This is a genomic window from Bradyrhizobium sp. Ken51 (assembly GCF_055807435.1).
In genome coordinates, this window is record NZ_JBVVPB010000027.1 from 54,300 (window position 1) to 72,723 (window position 18,424).

Annotated in this window: 18 protein-coding genes; 10 read left to right on the forward strand and 8 right to left on the reverse strand. The window is 64.5% G+C overall.

All coding sequences use genetic code 11. The features are described 5' to 3' along the window. Positions 1-196 precede the first annotated feature (196 nt). A complete protein-coding gene (mdh, locus tag AC0L27_RS32155) occupies positions 197-1,165 on the reverse strand; it encodes a malate dehydrogenase (protein ID WP_354209657.1) in 969 nt (322 codons plus the stop codon). A 262-nt stretch (positions 1,166-1,427) separates the two neighbouring features. Then, entirely contained in the window at positions 1,428-2,612 is a 1,185-nt protein-coding gene (zapE, locus tag AC0L27_RS32160) for a cell division protein ZapE (RefSeq protein WP_354064670.1), read from the reverse strand. 139 nt (positions 2,613-2,751) lie between these two features. Here zapE and AC0L27_RS32165 point away from each other — a divergent pair, with 139 nt between their 5' ends. Continuing rightward, positions 2,752-3,006 (forward strand): type II toxin-antitoxin system VapB family antitoxin, encoded by a 255-nt coding sequence (locus AC0L27_RS32165; protein ID WP_354209658.1) that lies wholly within the window; start codon positions 2,752-2,754, stop codon positions 3,004-3,006. A 53-nt stretch (positions 3,007-3,059) separates the two neighbouring features. Here AC0L27_RS32165 and thpR read toward each other — a convergent pair whose 3' ends face one another. Together thpR and AC0L27_RS32175 are read right to left on the reverse strand one after the other, a co-directional pair. Next, entirely contained in the window at positions 3,060-3,596 is a 537-nt protein-coding gene (gene thpR, locus AC0L27_RS32170) for an RNA 2',3'-cyclic phosphodiesterase (RefSeq protein WP_007598862.1), read from the reverse strand. A 173-nt stretch (positions 3,597-3,769) separates the two neighbouring features. Then, positions 3,770-4,417 (reverse strand): arylesterase, encoded by a 648-nt coding sequence (locus AC0L27_RS32175; protein ID WP_473321752.1) that lies wholly within the window; start codon positions 4,415-4,417, stop codon positions 3,770-3,772. 55 nt (positions 4,418-4,472) lie between these two features. Between AC0L27_RS32175 and AC0L27_RS32180 the strand changes: the two genes are divergently transcribed. The 4 genes from AC0L27_RS32180 to AC0L27_RS32195 all read left to right on the forward strand — a co-directional run bounded on the left by AC0L27_RS32180 (position 4,473) and on the right by AC0L27_RS32195 (position 9,579). Next, a complete protein-coding gene (locus AC0L27_RS32180; protein WP_354064674.1) occupies positions 4,473-5,195 on the forward strand; it encodes an ABC transporter ATP-binding protein in 723 nt (240 codons plus the stop codon). After that, a complete protein-coding gene (locus AC0L27_RS32185; protein WP_354209659.1) occupies positions 5,192-7,762 on the forward strand; it encodes an ABC transporter permease in 2,571 nt (856 codons plus the stop codon). The genes AC0L27_RS32180 and AC0L27_RS32185 overlap by 4 nt, the downstream gene beginning before the upstream one ends. Positions 7,763-8,032: 270 nt before the next feature. Then, positions 8,033-8,824: a Bax inhibitor-1/YccA family protein gene (locus tag AC0L27_RS32190; RefSeq protein WP_007604312.1), complete on the forward strand. Its 792-nt coding sequence runs from the start codon at positions 8,033-8,035 to the stop codon at positions 8,822-8,824. Positions 8,825-9,048: 224 nt separating this feature from the next. Beyond that, a complete protein-coding gene (locus AC0L27_RS32195; RefSeq protein ID WP_354209660.1) occupies positions 9,049-9,579 on the forward strand; it encodes a GNAT family N-acetyltransferase in 531 nt (176 codons plus the stop codon). Positions 9,580-9,695: 116 nt separating this feature from the next. Here AC0L27_RS32195 and AC0L27_RS32200 read toward each other — a convergent pair whose 3' ends face one another. The 3 genes from AC0L27_RS32200 to acnA form a co-directional block, all read right to left on the reverse strand. Next, the gene (locus tag AC0L27_RS32200; protein ID WP_007598853.1) at positions 9,696-10,064 is read right to left on the reverse strand and encodes a DUF2794 domain-containing protein; all 369 of its coding nucleotides are present in this window, start codon (positions 10,062-10,064) and stop codon (positions 9,696-9,698) included. A 531-nt stretch (positions 10,065-10,595) separates the two neighbouring features. After that, positions 10,596-11,372: a DUF1223 domain-containing protein gene (locus AC0L27_RS32205; RefSeq protein WP_354209661.1), complete on the reverse strand. Its 777-nt coding sequence runs from the start codon at positions 11,370-11,372 to the stop codon at positions 10,596-10,598. 233 nt (positions 11,373-11,605) lie between these two features. Next, on the reverse strand, positions 11,606-14,326 hold the full coding sequence (gene acnA / locus AC0L27_RS32210) for an aconitate hydratase AcnA (protein WP_354209662.1): 2,721 nt from the start codon (positions 14,324-14,326) through the stop codon (positions 11,606-11,608). 242 nt (positions 14,327-14,568) lie between these two features. Here acnA and ccmA point away from each other — a divergent pair, with 242 nt between their 5' ends. The 5 genes from ccmA (at position 14,569) to AC0L27_RS32235 (ending at position 17,715) form a co-directional block, all read left to right on the forward strand. Further along, complete coding sequence (gene ccmA / locus AC0L27_RS32215) at positions 14,569-15,171, forward strand: heme ABC exporter ATP-binding protein CcmA (RefSeq protein ID WP_354209663.1); 603 nt, start codon at positions 14,569-14,571, stop codon at positions 15,169-15,171. Between the two features lie 232 nt (positions 15,172-15,403). Continuing rightward, a complete protein-coding gene (ccmB, locus tag AC0L27_RS32220; RefSeq protein WP_106945554.1) occupies positions 15,404-16,072 on the forward strand; it encodes a heme exporter protein CcmB in 669 nt (222 codons plus the stop codon). Between the two features lie 91 nt (positions 16,073-16,163). Continuing rightward, positions 16,164-16,952 (forward strand): heme ABC transporter permease, encoded by a 789-nt coding sequence (locus tag AC0L27_RS32225; RefSeq protein WP_354209664.1) that lies wholly within the window; start codon positions 16,164-16,166, stop codon positions 16,950-16,952. Then, on the forward strand, positions 16,949-17,134 hold the full coding sequence (gene ccmD, locus AC0L27_RS32230; protein WP_354209665.1) for a heme exporter protein CcmD: 186 nt from the start codon (positions 16,949-16,951) through the stop codon (positions 17,132-17,134). The genes AC0L27_RS32225 and ccmD overlap by 4 nt, the downstream gene beginning before the upstream one ends. Next, positions 17,131-17,715, forward strand: a complete 585-nt coding sequence (locus AC0L27_RS32235) for a DsbE family thiol:disulfide interchange protein (protein ID WP_354209666.1) — start codon at positions 17,131-17,133, stop codon at positions 17,713-17,715. The genes ccmD and AC0L27_RS32235 overlap by 4 nt, the downstream gene beginning before the upstream one ends. A 104-nt stretch (positions 17,716-17,819) precedes the next feature. On the opposite strand, the gene AC0L27_RS32240 is transcribed toward AC0L27_RS32235, so the two are convergent. Further along, positions 17,820-18,422 (reverse strand): septation protein A, encoded by a 603-nt coding sequence (locus AC0L27_RS32240; protein WP_007598838.1) that lies wholly within the window; start codon positions 18,420-18,422, stop codon positions 17,820-17,822. Positions 18,423-18,424: the final 2 nt, after the last annotated feature.

The window sequence follows — 18,424 nt, forward strand, 5'->3', positions numbered from 1 at the left end:
GCGGTGACCTCGTAGGCCCACCTCAGTCTTGTGGCTGGCATACCATATACCACAGGAACTGCAACCCGGATTCTCTGACATCGATCTCTGGACTGCCGATCCGGAACCCGCCAGCCCTCAACAAGAGTTGCAGCGGGGGCCCGGAAGTGAAACCGCCGAAGACCGGGTTTTCGATCTTCGGCGGGGATTGTTGGGTTTAGCGGCCCAGAAGGTCGGGTGCGATCTTCTTGCAGGCGTCAACCAGACCCTGCACCGCGCCGACTGACTTGTCGAAGGCTTCGCGGTCCTTGCCGACGAGCTCGATCTCGACGACGCGCTCGACGCCCTTGGAGCCGATCACGACGGGCACGCCGACATACATGTCCTTCACGCCGTATTCGCCGTTCAGGTAGGCGGCCGAGGCCAGCACGCGCTTCTTGTCACGCAGATAGCTCTCGGCCATCGCGATCGCGGAAGCCGCCGGCGCGTAGAAGGCCGAGCCGGTCTTGAGCAGATTGACGATCTCGGCGCCGCCGTTGCGGGTGCGGTCGACGATCTCGTCGAGGCGCGCCTGCGAGGTCCAGCCCATCTTGACGAGATCGGGCAGCGGAATGCCGGCGACGGTGGAGTATTTTACCAGCGGCACCATCGTGTCGCCATGGCCGCCCAGCACGAAGGCGGTGACGTCTTCGACCGAAACGTTGAACTCGTCGGCCAGGAAGTAGCGGAAGCGCGACGAATCCAGCACGCCGGCCATGCCGACGACCTTCTTGTGCGGCAGGCCGCTAGCCTTCTGCAGCGCCCAGACCATCGCGTCGAGCGGGTTGGTGATGCAGATGACGAAAGCGTCGGGGGCGTACTTCTTGATGCCGGCGCCGACCTGCTCCATGACCTTGAGGTTGATGGAGAGGAGGTCGTCGCGGCTCATGCCGGGCTTGCGGGGCACGCCGGCGGTGACGATGCAGACCTTTGCATTGTCCAGCGCCTCGTAGGAGTTCGCGCCGATATAGTGCGCGTCAAAGCCATCGACCGGCGAGGACTGTGCGATGTCGAGCGCCTTGCCCTGCGGCACGCCCTCGGCGATGTCGAACATCACCACGTCGCCCAGCTCTTTCAGGCCGATGAGATGAGCCAGCGTTCCGCCGATCTGACCGGAGCCAATCAAAGCAATCTTGTCGCGCGCCATGTGAACCTGTCCTTTAGACACGTAAGGAGGGGAAAACTGAGACGGGTGGTTATCCCTTTCGCCTCCCCCGTTCAAGTCGGTGGATGCCCAATTGTCGGGCTCGCCGCGAAAGCAGCCAGAATACCCCCCGAACCGTCAGCCTATCCCAACGGTCATTCCGGGGCGCGACGAAGTCGCGAGCCCGGAATCCATAACGACGATCGGGAGTATGGATTCCGGGCTCGTCGCTTGGCGACGCCCCGGAATGACGGCCGCATAGGACTTAAGTCTCCACCAGCCCCTTGGTCGAGCCGCTGGCGGTGGAATCCTTGCGGCCGTGGGGCAGCGCCAGATAGGATTCCGAGCTCATTTCGATCAGGCGCGACGCGGTGCGCTTGAACTCGTTGGCCTCGTTGCCCTCGTTGGCAAGATAGAGCGAGATCGGGTTGGCATCGGCCGAGGCCATCAGCTTCACGGCATTGTCATAGAGCGTGTCGATCAGCGTGATGAAACGCTTGGCGGCGTTGCGCTGAGAGATGTCCATCACTGGAATGTGGTCGACCAGGATGGTGTGATAATCGTGCGCCAGCCTGAGATAGTCGGATGCCCCGAGCGGCTTCTCGCAGAGATCGGCGAACGCGAAGCGCGCCACGCCGTGGGCCGAGCACGGCACGTGCAGGATGCGGCCCTTGATCGAAATATCGCGCGACTTGCATTTGGCGCTGCCTGACATCTTCGACCAGGCGCGGTCGAGCGCGGTGTCCGCCTCGGTGTCTGCCGGTGTCAGCCACATCGGCACGCCCTGAAGCTTTTCCAGCCGGAAGTCGGTGCGCGCGTCGAGCCGCAGCACGTCCATGTGGTCGGTGATCTGCCTGATGAAGGGCAGGAACAGCGAACGATTCAGACCGCCCTTGTAGAGGTCGTCAGGCGCGACGTTGGAGGTCGCCACCACCACGGTGCCGAGCTCCAGCAGCTTTGCGAACAGGCGGCCGAGGATCATCGCGTCCGCGATGTCGGTGACGTGGAATTCGTCGAAACAGAGCAGCCAACTCTCCTCGAAGATCGCATGCGCGGTCAGCGCGATGACGTCGCCGTCGGCGATCTCGCCGCGCGCGATGCCCTGGCGATAATCGTAGATGCGCTCGTGCACATCGGCCATGAATTCGTGGAAATGCGCGCGCCGCTTGTGCTCGACGGTCGAGTGCTGGAAGAACAGATCCATCAGCATGGTCTTGCCGCGGCCGACCTCGCCATGGACGTAGAGCCCGTGCGGCGCCTCGTCCTTGTCGCTGCTGAACAGGCGGCTGAGCAGGCCCTGCTTGCGCGCCGGCTTGTAATCGGCGAGCCGCTGGTCGAGCGCCGCATAGGCGTCGGCGATTTCAGCCTGGGCAGCGTCGGGCTCGATCGCGCCGGACGCGATCTGGGCCTGATAGGCCTCGCGGAATGAGGAACTGGGGGTCGAGAGCATGCTCTTTACCGCCAGAGATGAGCGGAAATTGCAACTCCGTATTGGCGCAAGGGGCGTATGCGCTTACCCTCATACATGTGGGTGTGGGCGGATGATTGAGATATCAGTAAAGTAAAGCGGCTACTTTGTGGCTCCTGACATGGCTCTTAATATCGAAGACCCCGAGACCGAGCATCTCGCATGCAGGCTGGCGCAACTCACCGGCGAGACCGTTGTGGTCGCGACGAAGCGAGCTAGCGAGGAGCGGCTTAGCCGTATCGACAATCAGCACCGCAAGACTGCTCTATTGGACGATATGGCTGCGATCCGCCAACGCTGGAGCGTACTGCCGGTGATAGCCGACCAGACGGCAGACGAAATCGTTGCCTATGACAAACACGGATTGCCACTCTGAGCGCGATAGACGCTACCGGTCGACGCGCCAGGGCCTCGGCTTGTTAGCCAAGCTCACTCACACAGCTCGTACGCGTCCTCGACCACATACGGTCCGCCGCCGGTGGAGGCGCGGGACGAGAACAGCACGAAACGTTCGGCCGTGAACGCCTTGCTGGGAAAATAGCCGCGCAGCGAGAGATAATCGGCGACGTCACGGTCGGTGGCGTCGTGGAGCCGGGCCAGCGTGACATGCGGGATGAACTTGCGACCCTCAGGATCGAGGCCGATCCGCTGCATCAGGCGCTCGAGCTCGGCTTGCAATTCCATCAGCGGCTTGCTCGGCACGATGGTGGCGACCACCGCGCGCGGCTTGCGTCCGCCGAAACTCTGCAAGCCCTGCACCTTCACCTCGAACGGCTTGCGGTCAACGCGAAACAGCATCGAGGCGATTTCGTTGGCGGACATGCCGTCGATATTGCCGATGAAGCGCAGTGTGACGTGGTAATTTTCGGGATCGATCCAGCGGGCGCCGGGAAGGCCGCCCCGCAAATTGGAAAGCGACTGGCCAATCTCGGCCGGAATTTCCAGACCAGTGAACAAACGCGGCATCGTTTCGCACTCCCGATGCTTGGGCATGATCCAGGGAAAGATCATATCCAAATTTTAGAGCCGGCGACGAATCACCGGTACCTCAATTCCTATCGCAGTTGTGTGACTCTGCGAAGCATCGCGCGCCTTACTCCGGTAAAACCCTGGGAATTACGGTTAGCGTTGCCTGCTTTTCAACGCCGTTGCTCAGCTATGGTGCCAAGGAATGCCTCAACCGTGGGCAAGATATTCCTGACGATGATGTCGACGCCGGGCGCGGTCGGATGAATGCCGTCGGCCTGGTTGAGCTTGGCATCGGCCGCGACACCGTCGAGAAAAAACGGATAGAGCGGCACGCCGTATTTTTTCGCCAAATCCGGATAAATCGAATTGAAGCGCGCGGCATAGTCCGCGCCGTAGTTCGGCGGCGCCAGCATGCCGCACAGCATCACCGCGATCTTGCGCGCCTTGAGACGCTGGACGATCTCGGTGAGCGCAGCGCGCGTCAAATCGGGATCGATGCCGCGCAGCGCATCGTTGGCGCCGAGCTCGATGATCACACCGTCGGTTCCGTCAGGGACCGACCAGTCGAGCCGGTCACGGCCCCCCGAGGAGGTGTCGCCGGACACCCCGGCATTGCTCATGCCGACCTCTATCCCTTTGTCTTGTAAAGATTTTTGAAGTTTTGCGGGGAACGCCTCCTGGGCCGGGAGGCCGAGGCCGGCACTCAGGGAATCGCCGAGAACCACCAGCCTGATCGGCTTCGCCGCTTCGGCCCATGCCGGAGCCCACGCCGGATTTGCCACCGTCATCAAACCGAGCATCAACACGGCTATGTGCATGAACAATCCGTAACGCCTCTCGACCGCGCGTGCGGAGTTGCCATATGACCGGACCATGGACACTCGCATCTCTTCCTCTTCGCTCGCCGACAGTTCGGCGGACACCATCGCCATCTCCAACGTCAATCTGTCATTGGGTACGGGCGCGGCACGCGTTCACATTCTCAAGGATATCAGCTTGCGCGTCGGCCGGAGCGAAACGATCGGCCTGATCGGCCCGTCAGGCTCGGGCAAATCCACGCTGCTGATGGTGATGGCGGGGCTGGAGCGTCCTGATAGCGGAGAGGTGGTGGTCAGCGGCACGCCTTTCAATGCCCTCGACGAGGACGCGCTGGCCCGCTTCCGCGGCCGCCAGGTCGGCATCGTCTTCCAGTCCTTCCATTTGATCCCGACCATGACCGCGCTGGAGAACGTCGCGGTGCCGCTCGAGCTTGCAGGCAATCCCGACGCCGCCAGGCGCGCGGCGGAGGAGCTGCAATCGGTCGGCCTTGGCGACCGTCTGCACCATTATCCGACGCAGCTCTCCGGCGGCGAGCAGCAGCGCGTCGCGCTGGCCCGCGCGCTGGCACCCGATCCCGCGATCCTCGTTGCCGACGAGCCGACCGGCAATCTCGACGAAGCCACCGGACAACAGATCGTCGACCTGCTGTTCAGCAAGCATGCCGAGCGCGGCATGACGCTGGTGCTGGTCACGCACGATTCCTCGCTCGCGCATCGCTGCGATCGCGTGATCCGCCTGCGCTCCGGGCGCATCGACACGCAGTCGGCGCCGGCATGAGCATTGCTGCCGAACCGTTCGCGAAGCCCAACGGCGTCGCGCTGTCGCTGCGCTACGCGCTGCGCGAATTGCGCGGCGGCCTGCGCGGCTTCTACGTCTTCATTGCCTGCATCGCGCTCGGCGTGATGGCCATCGCCGGTGTCGGCTCGGTGTCGGCGAGCCTGAGCGACGGCCTCGCCCGCGAGGGCCGTACGCTGCTCGGCGGCGACGTATCGTTCGTCTTGTTTCAGCGCGAGGCGAAGCCGGAGGAAGTCGCCTTCCTGCGTTCGCGCGGCACCGTCTCGAGCGCCGCCACTCTGCGCGGAATGGCGCGCTCGGCCGAGGGCAAGCTGGCGCTGGTCGAGATGAAGGCGGTCGACGGCACCTATCCGATGCTGGGCCAGTTGACGCTGGCGCCACCGCTGCCGATGTCCGACCTGCTCGCGGAGCGCGACGGCGCGTTCGGCGCAGCCGCCGATCCGACGCTGCTGACGCGGCTATCGCTCAAGACCGGCGATCGCGTCACCGTCGGGGCTGCGACGTTCCAGATCCGCAGCGCCGTCGAAGCCGAGCCCGACAAGCTCGCCGGCGGCATCGGCTTCGGCCCGCGCTTCCTGATCAGCGAAGCGGGCCTGCGCGCCACCGGGCTGGTCCAGCCCGGCAGCCTGGTGCGCTGGGTCTACCGGGTGAAGCTGCCGGAGATCGCCAATAGCGAGCGCGCCACCGACGCCTTCATTGCGGATTCGCGCAACGCCGCGCCGCAGGCCGGCTGGGAGGTCCGCAGCCGCTCCAATGCCTCGCCGCAGCTCGAGCGCAACATCAACCGCTTCACGCAGTTCCTGACGCTGGTCGGCCTCGCCGCGCTGCTGGTCGGCGGTGTCGGCGTCGCCAATGCCGTCAAGGCCCATATCGACCACAAGCTCGAGGTGATCGCGGCCTTCAAGGCGGTCGGCGCCACCGGGCGCGACGTGTTCGGCATCTATCTCGCCCAGGTTCTCCTGCTCGCCGCGATTGGGTCGCTGATCGGGCTCGCGCTCGGCGCCGCCATGCCCTTCGCGATCGTCGGCCTGTTCGGCAAGCTGCTGCCGCTGCCGGTGGTGCCGGCGGTGCATGCCGACGAGCTTGCGCTGTCGTTCGTCTACGGGCTGCTCACCGCGCTTGCCTTCGGCCTGTGGCCGCTCGGGCGGGTACACGACGTGCCGGTGGCCGCGCTGTTCCGCGACACCATCAGCTCCGAATGGCACCGGCCACGCTGGAGCTATCTCGTCTTCATGGCCGTCGTGATCGCGCTGCTCATCGCGGTCGTGATCGGGCTCTCCTTCGACAAGCGCATCGCCGCGGTGTTCGTGGCCTCCTCCGTGGTCGTGTTCGCGCTGCTGCGCGGCATTGCCGCCCTGCTGATGACGATCGCACGGCGACTGCCGCGCACGCGGTGGCCGATGCTGCGACTTGCGATTGCCAACATTCACCGGCCGGGCGCGCTGACGCCCTCGGTCGTGCTCTCGCTCGGGCTCGGACTCGCCGTGCTCGTCACCATCACCCAGATCGACGGCAATCTGCGCCGGCAGTTCCTGGCGGCGCTGCCCGAGCACGCGCCATCGTTCTTCTTCATCGACATTCCGAGCACGCAGGCCGAGCAGTTCGACTCCTATCTGCGCCAGCTCGCCCCTGGCGCGAAGGTCGATGACGTGCCGATGCTGCGCGGGCGGATCGTCGGAGCCCGTGGCGTCCGCGCCGAGGAGCTCAAGCCCAGCACCGATTCCGAGTGGGTGCTGCAGAGCGACCGTGGCCTGACCTATACCGCCGATCTGCCGAAGGGCTCCAAGGTGGTCGAGGGCGCGTGGTGGAGCGCCGATTATTCCGGCCCGCCGCTGGTTTCGATGGAGAAGAAGATCGCGGACGGACTCGGCCTCAAGCTCGGCGACGAGGTCGTGGTCAATATCCTCGGCCGCGACATCCCCGCCAAGATCAGCAATCTGCGCACCATCGACTGGCAGGGCCTCGGCATCAATTTCGTCCTGGTGTTCTCGCCGAACGCCTTCAAGGGCGCCCCGCACACCCACATCGCGACGCTGACGGAAGCCGGAGGCGATGCGGCCGGCGACGGCAAGATCATCAAGGAGGTCGCTGACGCCTATCCGATGGTGACGAGCGTGCGCGTGCGCGAGGTGATGGAGACGGTCGGCTCGGTCGTGACCAACCTTGCGCTGGCGATCCGCGGCGCCAGCGCGGTGACCCTGATCTCGGCGATCCTGGTGTTGGGCGGCGCGCTCGCCGCCGGCCATCGGCACAGGGTCTACGATGCGGTGATCCTCAAGACCCTGGGCGCGACCCGACTGCGGCTGCTCGGCGCCTATGCGCTCGAATACCTCCTGATCGGGCTCGCCACCGCGGTGTTCGGCGTTTTCGCCGGCAGCGTCGCGGCCTGGATGATCGTGACCCGGCTGATGACCCTCACTTTCGTCTGGCAGGGCGGCAGCGCAGCCGGCGTGGTCGCGGCTGCTTTGGTCGTCACGGTCGGGCTCGGGCTCGCCGGCACGCTCCTGGCGTTGAACAAAAAGCCCGCCACGGTGTTGCGGAATTTGTGACAAATGGTAGCGGGCGGCTGCGCGGGAGCGAAATCGCACGATTCCAGCGATTAACCACGTCTGCTCGCCAGGATTGCGGGCGAGGGCGACATTCAGCCGCGCGTGGAAGGTTGCAGCGGATGTGTTAGTTTCCCACATATCGAGTGGGTTCGGAGTCCCGATTGTTAGCCAAAATTTAGTCGGCAGACGTCGGTATCCGAGATAGAATTTGACGAACCGGCGGCATGGCGACCCTCATGCCGGACCGGACCAACCAACGGGAATTCGACCATGTCGGACCTAGACCGCAATTACGCTTCTCCTTTCGGCAGGGCCGCCGGGCGTGTTGACGCCGCGACGGTCGATGCCGGCCTGCGCGCTTACATGCTGCGCATCTACAACTACATGAGCATCGGCCTGGCCATCACCGGCCTTGCCGCGCTCGGCGTCTACATGGCCGCCGTGACTGACGTTCCGACCCCGGAAGCCGTCCGCGTCGGCAAGCTGTTCCTGACGCCGTTCGGCTACGCGATGTTCGTCAGCCCCCTGAAGTGGCTGTTCATGCTCGCGCCGCTCGCCATGGTGTTCGTGATCTCGGCAGGCATCAATCGGCTCGCTCCCTCGACCGCCCAGATCCTGTTCTGGGTGTTCGCGGCGCTGATGGGCATCTCGCTGTCCTCGATCTTCCTGGTGTTCACACACACCTCGATCGTGCGGGTGTTCTTCATCACCGCGGCGACCTTCGGCGCGCTCAGCCTCTACGGCTACACCACCAAGCGTGACATGAGCGGAATGGGTTCGTTCCTGTTCATGGGCCTGATCGGCATCGTCATCGCCAGCCTGGTGAACCTGTTCCTGGCGAGCTCGGTGCTGCAGTTCGTGGTGTCGGTGGTCGGCGTGCTGGTGTTCGCGGGCCTCACCGCCTGGGATACCCAGCGGCTGAAGAACGACTACATCTACGGCTACGCCTCGGCCGGCGGTGACATCGCAGAGCGTGCGGCCATCACCGGCGCGCTGTCGCTGTACCTGAACTTCATCAACCTGTTCACGCTGCTCCTGCAGCTCCTCGGCCAGCGCGACTAAGCGCCAGCCCAGAGCGAACGACACCAGCCCCGGCCGAGAGGCCGGGGTTTTTGTTTGGCCGTGATGTTCCCTCAACCACCGTCATTGCGAGGAGCTCTTGCGACGAAGCAATCCAGCGTCCCTCCACGGACGCATTTCTGGATTGCTTCGCTTCGCTCGCAATGACGACGTGGGAAGGCCGTTCGCCTCTTCCAGCCGTCCCGGGAAGGCTCTAATCTTGGCCCATGTCCGCACCCGATATCAGGCCTACTCTTGAGGCCGACCTTCCCGCCATCACCGCCATCTACCAGCAGGCTGTCCGCGAGGGCACCGCGACGTTCGAGCTGGAGCCGCCCGACCTCGCCGAGATGACGCGCCGCTACCGCACGCTGATCGACGGCGGCTATCCCTATTTCGTCGCCATCCTCGACGGGCGCGTCGCCGGATACGCCTATGCCGGCGCCTACCGGCCGCGGCCGGCCTACCGCTTCACGGTCGAGAACTCGATCTATCTCGATCCAGCATTCCACCGCCGCGGCATCGGGGCGCTCCTGCTGGAGCGGCTGATCGTCGAATGCGAGGCGCGCGGCTTCCGCCAGATGATCGCCGTGATCGGCGATTCCGCCAATGCGGGTTCGGTCGGCGTGCACACCAGGGCCGGCTTCAAGATGATCGGCACGCATCCCAGCGTCGGGCTGAAATTCGGCCGCTGGCTCGACACGGTGATGATGCAGCGGGATCTTGGTGAGGGCGCCAAGAGCGTGCCGGAGAAGTAATCGTCGCCGTCATTCCGGGGCGATGCGCAGCATCGAACCCGGAATCCAGAAGTTGTCAGCGGCTCGAGATTCCGGGTTCGCGACTTCGTCGCGCCCCGGAATGACGACCAAGGTCGTCACACCACCGCCAGCTTGCGATCGATCACCAGGAGCACGCGCTCGAGCTCGTGGCCACGGCGCAGGATCAGACCCGTCGCCGAGATCACGCTGTACATGCCCTGCTTGCGCGCGAGGCGCGGATCCTTCTCGATACGATAGATCGGCACTTCCGAGGCGCGGCGAAAGACCGAGAACACGGCGCGATCCCTGAGGAAGTCGATGGCGTAGTCGCGCCACTCGCCGTCCGCGACCATCCGGCCGTAGAGATTGAGAATACGGTGCAGCTCGAGCCGGTTGAACGTCACGCGGCTCAGCTGCGCATTTGAAGCGGCGGGGCGCGCCGCCGCGCGCTGTTCGCTCGGATCGGCATCCTCCGACAGACTCATAGGCCGCCTCCTGTCGCATCAGCATGACCGCGTCCGCGAAGACCGTCCCCGGAACCGCGGATCATGGCAGTTGCATGATCGCGCCAACTGTTCCCCACTGCAAGGCCCCTCGAATCAGAAGCAATCCGCCCACACGCAGCGGTGGAACTCTCTCGCGGCAAACCGTCACGGGATCGTTAGCAGGAATCATAGTGTCGCCGCTTTTCCGCCAAGCGACTGCCGCCCTGCATTGCGAAAAGAAGGATGTGCGTTGACCCGGTCCTTTCGGTTCCGGATTCCTCAGCCCCCAGCCCCCCGGGGCCGTCAGGATCGGGTCTGTTCGCATACAAGGAGGGCCAACGCGAGTTGGTCCTTTTTTGTTGGGTCGGGATGTTTCTCACTCGCTGTCATTCCGGGGCGCGCCTCTTGGCGCGAGCCCGGAATCCATTTCTCAGCTCGGATGGTGGATCGATGGATTCCGGGTTCGCGCTTCGCGCGCCCCGGAATGACGAGAGACAAGTTGTCTTGAGATGATCTTGAGCGCGCTGCGAATCAGTGCAGCGACGTGTACGCCGCGCCCAGCATCGGCCCCGGCTTTTCCCGGCTGCCGTCCTGGACATAGACCACGGCACCGTCGACGCCGTCGCGCGTGAGGTTCTCGATCGGGACCGTCCAGCTTTCCGGACGGCCGGTCCAGTCGCCGACCTTGAGCAGGTTGCGCACCACGTTGTGATAGATGACCTGCTGTCCGCGATTTTCGCCGCGGCTGATCGCGATCGGCACAGACTTCGCAATCGAGCAGATCCAGACCTCGCCGTGGGACGCCGTGGGCTCCTTGCTCGCGGCCACCGAGACGTTGATCTGCTTGCCCGCGAGCGACATCGTCACCGGCACGCTCATCACGCCCGTGCCCTTGTCGTTCCTGCCGATGGCGCTTTCGATGCCGGTGCGGTCGCTTCCGACGACATGCGTGGAGCCGTTGACCACGACCTGCGGCGTGTAGACTTCGCGGTCGCCGCGCATGCGCGAATAGGCACGCTGCCGTGCAGAGAAGCGCGAATCGGCCAATGTGTCCTTCCAGCCGAGATAGTCCCAATAATCGATCGGCATGCTCAGCGCGATGATCGAGGGATCGCGGGAGAGATCGCCGATGATCTTGTCGGCCGGCGGGCAGGAGGAGCAGCCCTGCGAGGTAAACAATTCGACAACGGCGCGGGGATCAGCCTCGGCAGGACGAATGACGGCGACGATCGCACAGAGACCAAGAGCTCCCGACCAGAGGGCGCCGGACCAGCGTGAAACCAGATGAGAAGCCGTCATTGTTGTCATGTCGAACGCCGCACACCATTGCTCGTGAGAGGGAAATCTTACCGCCGGATGGTCACCGTAGTCTTACGGGCCTCGCACATTCGTCCGCCAAAACACCGTCCAAAGCGTGAGCTTCTCCGCAGGGCGGGGCCCATCTGAAGCCTACCGCGAACGCACGAAGGCGGCCTGTGATAGGCCGCCTTCGTGTAACCTACTACTCACTTCGCAGTGAGCCACCGTTCACAAATCCGCGCTTACGCCGCGAGCTTGCGCAGCACGTAGTGCAGGATGCCGCCGTTGCGGTAATATTCGAGCTCGTCCAGCGTATCGATGCGGCAGAGCAGCGAAACCCGCTGCAGCGAACCGTCGCCGGAGACGATCTCCGCGGTCAGCTTCTGGCGCGGCTTGAGGTCGCCGACGAGGCCGCGCAGCGTGACCTTCTCGTCGCCCTTCAAACCGAGCGACGACCAGGAGGTGCCGTCCTCGAAGGTCAGCGGCAGCACGCCCATGCCAACCAGGTTGGAGCGGTGGATGCGCTCGAAGCTCTGGCAGATCACGGCGCGCACGCCGAGCAGACGCGTGCCCTTCGCGGCCCAGTCGCGCGAGGAGCCGTTGCCGTATTCGGCGCCGGCGAACACCACCAGCGGCACCTGCTCCTGCTGGTACTTCATCGCGGCGTCGTAGATCGACATCTGCTCGCCGTCGGGCCAGTGCTTGGTGAGGCCGCCTTCCGGAATATTGCCGTCGGCGCCCTTCAACATGAAGTTCTTGATGCGGATATTGGCGAAGGTGCCGCGCATCATGACTTCATGGTTGCCGCGCCGCGTGCCGTACTGGTTGAAGTCGGCCGGACGCACCTGGTGCTCGCTGAGATATTTGCCCGCGGGCGAGGTGAGCTTGATCGAACCGGCCGGCGAGATGTGGTCGGTCGTGATCTTGTCGCCGAACATGGCGAGAATACGTGCCTCGACGATGTCGGTGACCGGCTCCGGCTCCTTCTTCATGCCTTCGAAATAGGGCGGGTTCTGCACATAGGTCGAGCTCATGTTCCAGCGATAGGTCTCGCTCTCGACCGTCTTGATCTTGCGCCAGTTGGTGTCGCCCTTGAACACGTCGGCATATTTCTTCTTGAAGATCGCCGCGGTCACGAACTTCTTCATGAAGGCGTTGATCTCCTTGGTCGTCGGCCAGATGTCCTTCAGATAGACCGGCTTGCCGTCCTTGCCTTCACCGAGCGGTTCGACCGCGAGATTCTTGGTGACGCTGCCTGCGAGCGCGTGGGCGACCACGAGCGGCGGCGAGGCCAGATAGTTCGCCTGCACGTCCGGCGAGACGCGGCCTTCGAAGTTGCGGTTACCGGAGAGCACGGCAGCCGCGACGATGCCGTTGTCGTTGATCGACTTCGAGATCTCCTCGGGCAGCGGACCGGAATTACCGATGCAGGTGGTGCAGCCGAAGCCGACCAGGTTGAAGCCGACCTTGTCGAGATCGGCCTGCAGGCCGGAATCGGCGAGATAGGCCGCCACCACCTGGCTGCCCGGAGCGAGCGAGGTCTTCACCCACGGCTTTGCCTTGAGGCCCTTCGCCGCGGCGTTGCGCGCCAGCAGACCGGCACCGATCAGCACGCTCGGGTTCGAGGTGTTGGTGCAGGAGGTGATCGCGGCGATGACGACGTCGCCATGGCCGATGTCGAAGTTCTTGCCGTCCACGGCAAAGCGCTTCGCCGGCTCCTCGGCCTTCTTGTATTCGGTGGCGAGGGCGAGCGAGAAGCCTTCGGCCACGGACGGCAGCGCAATGCGGCCTTCGGGGCGCTTCGGGCCGGCCATCGACGGCACGACGTCACCGAGGTCGAGCGTCAGCGTCTCCGTGAACACCGGATCGGGCGACTTGGCGGTACGGAACAGCCCTTGCGCCTTCGCATAGGCCTGCACCAGCGCGACGCGCGCCGAGGCGCGGCCGGAGGTCTTGAGATAATCGAGCGCGGCGGCGTCGACCGGGAAGAAGCCGCAGGTCGCGCCGTATTCGGGCGCCATGTTGGCGATGGTCGCCTTGTCGGCGACCGAGAGATGGTCGAGCCCGGGGCCGAAGAACTCGACGAACTTGCCGACCACGCCGAGCTTGCGCAGCATCTGCGTCACCGTCAGCACGAGGTCGGTCGCGGTGACGCCTTCCTTCATCGCGCCCTTCAGCTTGAAGCCGACGACGTTGGGCAGCAGCATCGACAGCGGCTGGCCGAGCATGCAGGCTTCCGCCTCGATGCCGCCGACGCCCCAGCCGAGCACGGCGAGACCGTTGACCATGGTGGTGTGGGAATCGGTGCCGACCAGCGAGTCGGGATAGGCGACCTCGAAGGTGCCGGTCTTCTTGCCGACCGTCATCTTCTCCTTCTTGGTCCAGACCGTCTGGGAGAGATATTCGAGATTGACCTGGTGGCAGATGCCGGTGCCCGGCGGCACGACGGAGAAGTTCGAGAACGCCTTCTGGCCCCATTTCAGGAACTCGTAGCGCTCCTGGTTCTGCTTGTATTCCTCGGTGACGTTCTTGCCGAAGGCCTTGTTGTCACCGAAGAAGTTCACGATCACGGAGTGGTCGATGACGAGATCGACCGGCACCAGCGGATTGATCTTCTCGGCATCGCCGCCGAGCTTCTGCATCGCATTGCGCATCGCGGCGAGATCGACCACGGCGGGCACGCCGGTGAAGTCCTGCATCAGCACGCGCGCCGGGCGGAAGGCGATCTCATGCTCCAGCGACTTCTTGCGCAGCCACTTCGACACCGCGACGATGTCTTGCTTCTTGACCGAGCGGCCGTCCTCGTTGCGGAGCAGGTTCTCGAGCAAAACCTTCATCGAATAGGGGAGTTTCGAAATTCCCTTCAGACCATTCTTCTCGGCCGTGGGCAGGCTGTAATAGACATAGGTCTTGGCGCCGACCTTGAGGGTCTTTTTGCATTTGAAGCTGTCGAGCGAGGTCATGTAGGAAATCCCAATTGTCAGTTATACCCGGCAGGGTATTTTAACACCGTCAGCGTAGGCAGGCTGAGTCGCTTGCGGGGGCAGGTTGAGTTGCTGCATCAAGTAGTTCCGGGCTTATAGAAGCTTTCTAACCGCGCCGCCACAGCCACAATCGCGCCGCGGCAATCCGCGAGCCAAAAATTCCCATGCGCTACCCCAAGATTTCCTGAGGCCTGGCTTTGAGCGGATCGATACGAGGCAAGATGCAGCTTTCCGGACGCGGGGTCATTTGCGTGCGGGGCGGGCGCGAGGTGTTTTCCGGGCTCGATTTCGAGGCCGGCTCCGGCGAAGCCGTGGCAGTCGTCGGCCGCAACGGATCGGGCAAGACGTCGCTGCTGCGGCTGATCGCGGGCCTGCTCATTCCGGCGGGCGGCACGATCGCGCTGGACGGAGGCGACGCCGAGCTGACTTTGCCAGAGCAATGCCACTATCTCGGCCATCGCGACGCCCTGAAGCCGGCCCTGAGCGTGGCGGAGAATCTGACATTCTGGGCCGATTTTCTCGGCGGCGAGCGTTTTGAGGCCGGCGAGAGCCTCGCCACCGTCGGGCTCGACCATGCCGCCGATTTGCCAGCGGCCTTCCTGTCCGCCGGCCAGCGCCGCCGGCTCTCGCTGGCCCGGCTATTGACCGTGCGCCGCCCGGTCTGGCTGTTGGACGAGCCGACCAACGCGCTGGATGTCGCCGGACAGGACATGTTTTCCGGATTGATGCGCGAGCACTTGGCGCGCGGCGGCCTGATCGTCGCTGCCACCCACGCCCCGCTCGGGATCGATTCGCGGGAGCTGCGGATCGGGGGGATGGCGTGATTCCGATGGACCATCAGTTTTCCAAGCGGCCGGGTGCCGCTCTCGCACCCGGGACGCAGTCGTCGCCGCGGGCTCCCTCGCCTCTCCCGCTTGCGGGAGAGGTCGGCGCGCAGCGCCGGGTGAGGGTTCTCTCCTCTGGGGGAATCTTCGTTATCGAGACACCCTCTCCCCAACCCTCCCCCGCAAGCGGGGGAGGGAGCGCACCGTGCCTGAGGCACAATGGGAGCCCCCCATGACCGCCCTGTCCGCCCTCATTCGCCGGGACATCCGGATCGCGCTCCGCGTCGGCGGCGGGGCGTTGATTGGCGTGCTGTTCTTCCTGACCGTGGTGGTGCTGATGCCGTTTGCGGTGGGGCCGGATCTGGCGCTGCTGTCGCGGCTCGGGCCGGCGATCCTGTGGCTGGGGGCGCTGCTGGCGAGCCTGCTGACCCTGGACCGGCTGTTCATGGCCGACCACGAGGACGGCTCGCTCGACCTGATCACAATGAGCCGGACCCCGCTGGAACTCGCCTGCGCGGCGAAAGCGCTGGCGCATTGGCTGGCGGCGGGCCTGCCGCTGATCGTCGCAACCCCAGTGCTCGGCCTCCTGCTCAACCTCGACATGGTCGCAACCGGCGCCGTGGCGCTGACGCTGCTCGCCGGCACCCCGGCGCTGACGTTTACCGGGATGATCGGTGCGGCGCTGGCGGTGACGCTGCATCGTGGCGGCCTGTTGATGGCGGTCCTGGTGCTGCCGCTGTCGATCCCGGTGCTGATTTTCGGCGTCGCGGCCTCGCAGGCGGCGATCGTCGGACCCATGACCTTCGGCGCGCCGTTCTCGATCCTCTGCGCGCTGTCGCTGGTCAGCCTCGTGATCGGCCCCTTCGCGGCTGCGGCGAGCCTGAAGCATGGACTGGACTGAGATGGACTGGATTGACCTTGACCCCGATCAATTTTCGCTGCGGACTTTCGTGCTGATTGCGTGAGCGCTTACCTGTGATTATCAGGATACCATGACGCTGATCGACCTCGCCAATCCCACACGGTTCCTCGCGCTGACGGCGCGGCTGTTGCCATGGCTTGCGGCCGCGACAATCATCCTGCTCGCGATCGGGCTCTATCAGTCCGCCACCGCGCCCGACGACTATCAGCAGGGCGCGACGGTGAAGATCATGTTCATCCACGTACCCAATGCATGGCTGTCGATGTTCGTGTGGGGCGTGATGAGCATCGCCTCGCTGGGCACGCTGGTGTGGCGGCATCCGCTCGCCGACGTCGCCGCCAAAGCCGCAGCGCCGATCGGCGCCGCGTTCACCTTCCTTGCGCTGCTGACGGGCTCGCTGTGGGGCCGGCCGATGTGGGGCACCTATTGGGAATGGGACGCACGGCTGACCTCGGTGCTGATCCTGTTCCTGATGTATCTCGGCCTGATGGCGCTGTGGCGCGCGGTCGACGAGCCCTCGCGCGCGGCGCGCGCCGCCGCCGTGCTGACCCTGGTCGGCGCGATCAACCTGCCCATCATCAAGTTCTCGGTCGATTGGTGGAACACGCTGCACCAGCCGGCCTCGGTGATGCGGATGGGCGGCTCGTCGCTCGACAGATCGTTCCTGATTCCGCTGCTGGTGATGGCGGTCGGATTCACCCTGCTGTTCGTCACGCTGCATATCGCGGCGATGCGCAACGAAATTTTGCGCCGGCGCGTGCGATCTCTGCAGATGATGCAGGCGAGCCGTGTGGCGTTTTCAGAAGCCGGTATCAGTTCGCGTGAAGACAGCACGTCAAAAGAAGTTGGGGCTGCATGATCATGTCGCTCGGCCCCTACGCGTCTTTCATCGTGACATCCTATGCCGCGGCCGCGCTCGTGGTCGTGATCCTGATCGGCTGGATCGTGCTCGATTATCGCAGCCAGACACAGCGCCTGCGCGAGCTCGAGCGCAGCGGCGTGACCCGCCGCTCCGGCCGTAGCGCGACGGACACACCATGAGCGATCAATCGACCTCAGCTCCGCCGCAGCGCCGCACCTTCCTGATGGTGCTGCCGCTGATCGCCTTCATCGGCCTGGCGCTGCTGTTCTGGTTCCGGCTCGGCAGCGGCGATCCCTCGCGAATTCCTTCCGCGCTGATCGGACGCCCCGCGCCGCAAACCATGCTGCCGCCGCTCGAGGGATTGCAGGCCGACAACGCGCAGATCCCCGGCCTCGATCCCGCTGCGTTCAAGGGCAAGGTCAGCCTCGTCAATGTCTGGGCGTCCTGGTGCGTGCCATGCCACGACGAGGCGCCGCTCCTGACCGAATTGGCAAAAGACAAGCGCTTCCAGCTCGTCGGCATCAACTACAAGGATGCCGCCGACAATGCGCGGCGCTTCCTGGGGCGCTACGGCAACCCGTTCGGCCGCGTCGGCGTCGATGCCAACGGCCGCGCCTCGATCGAATGGGGCGTCTATGGCGTGCCGGAGACTTTCGTCGTTGGCCGCGAAGGCACCATCGTCTACAAGCTGGTGGGACCGATCACGCCGGACAATTTGCGGACGGTGTTGTTGCCGCAGATGGAGAAGGCGTTGAAATAGCCACCGTCATTGCGAGGAGCCCTTGCGACGAAGCAATCCAGCATCCCTCCGCGGAGACATTCTGGATTGCTTCGCTTCGCTCGCAATGACGAGTTGAGAGAGCGTTACCCCTTCCGCACGTCGCCCGCCTCGGCCTCGCTCGCTTCCAGCGACGCCGGCTCGAGGTGATAACGCTTGGTCAGCGGCATCTGGGCGATGGCGAAGATCATGGTGATCGGCGTGACGCCGAACACCTTGAAGTTGACCCAGAAGTCCGTGCTCTGGGTGCGCCAGACGATCTCGTTCAACACCGCCATGCCGGCGAAGAACAGCGCCCAGCGCAGCGTCAGGATGCGCCAGCCCTGCGGCGTCAGATTGAACATCTGGTCGAACATGACCGCGATGAAGGAGCGGCCGAACAACAGGCCGCCGCCGAGGATCGCGGCGAACAAAGCGTAGATGATGGTCGGCTTGAGCTTGATGAAGGTCTCGTCGTGCAGCACCAAGGTCAGCGTGCCGAACACCAGCACGATGACGCCTGTCACGATCGCCATGATCGGAATGTGGCGCGTCACCACATAGGAGGCGATCATCGCCGCGACGATCGCGACCATGAAGGCGCCGGTCGCGGCGAACAGGTTGAACTTGGCATTGACGAAGAAGAACACGAGCAGCGGCCCGAGCTCGGTCGCAAGCTTGAACAGCGGGTGCGGCTGGGTCTTGTCCATTC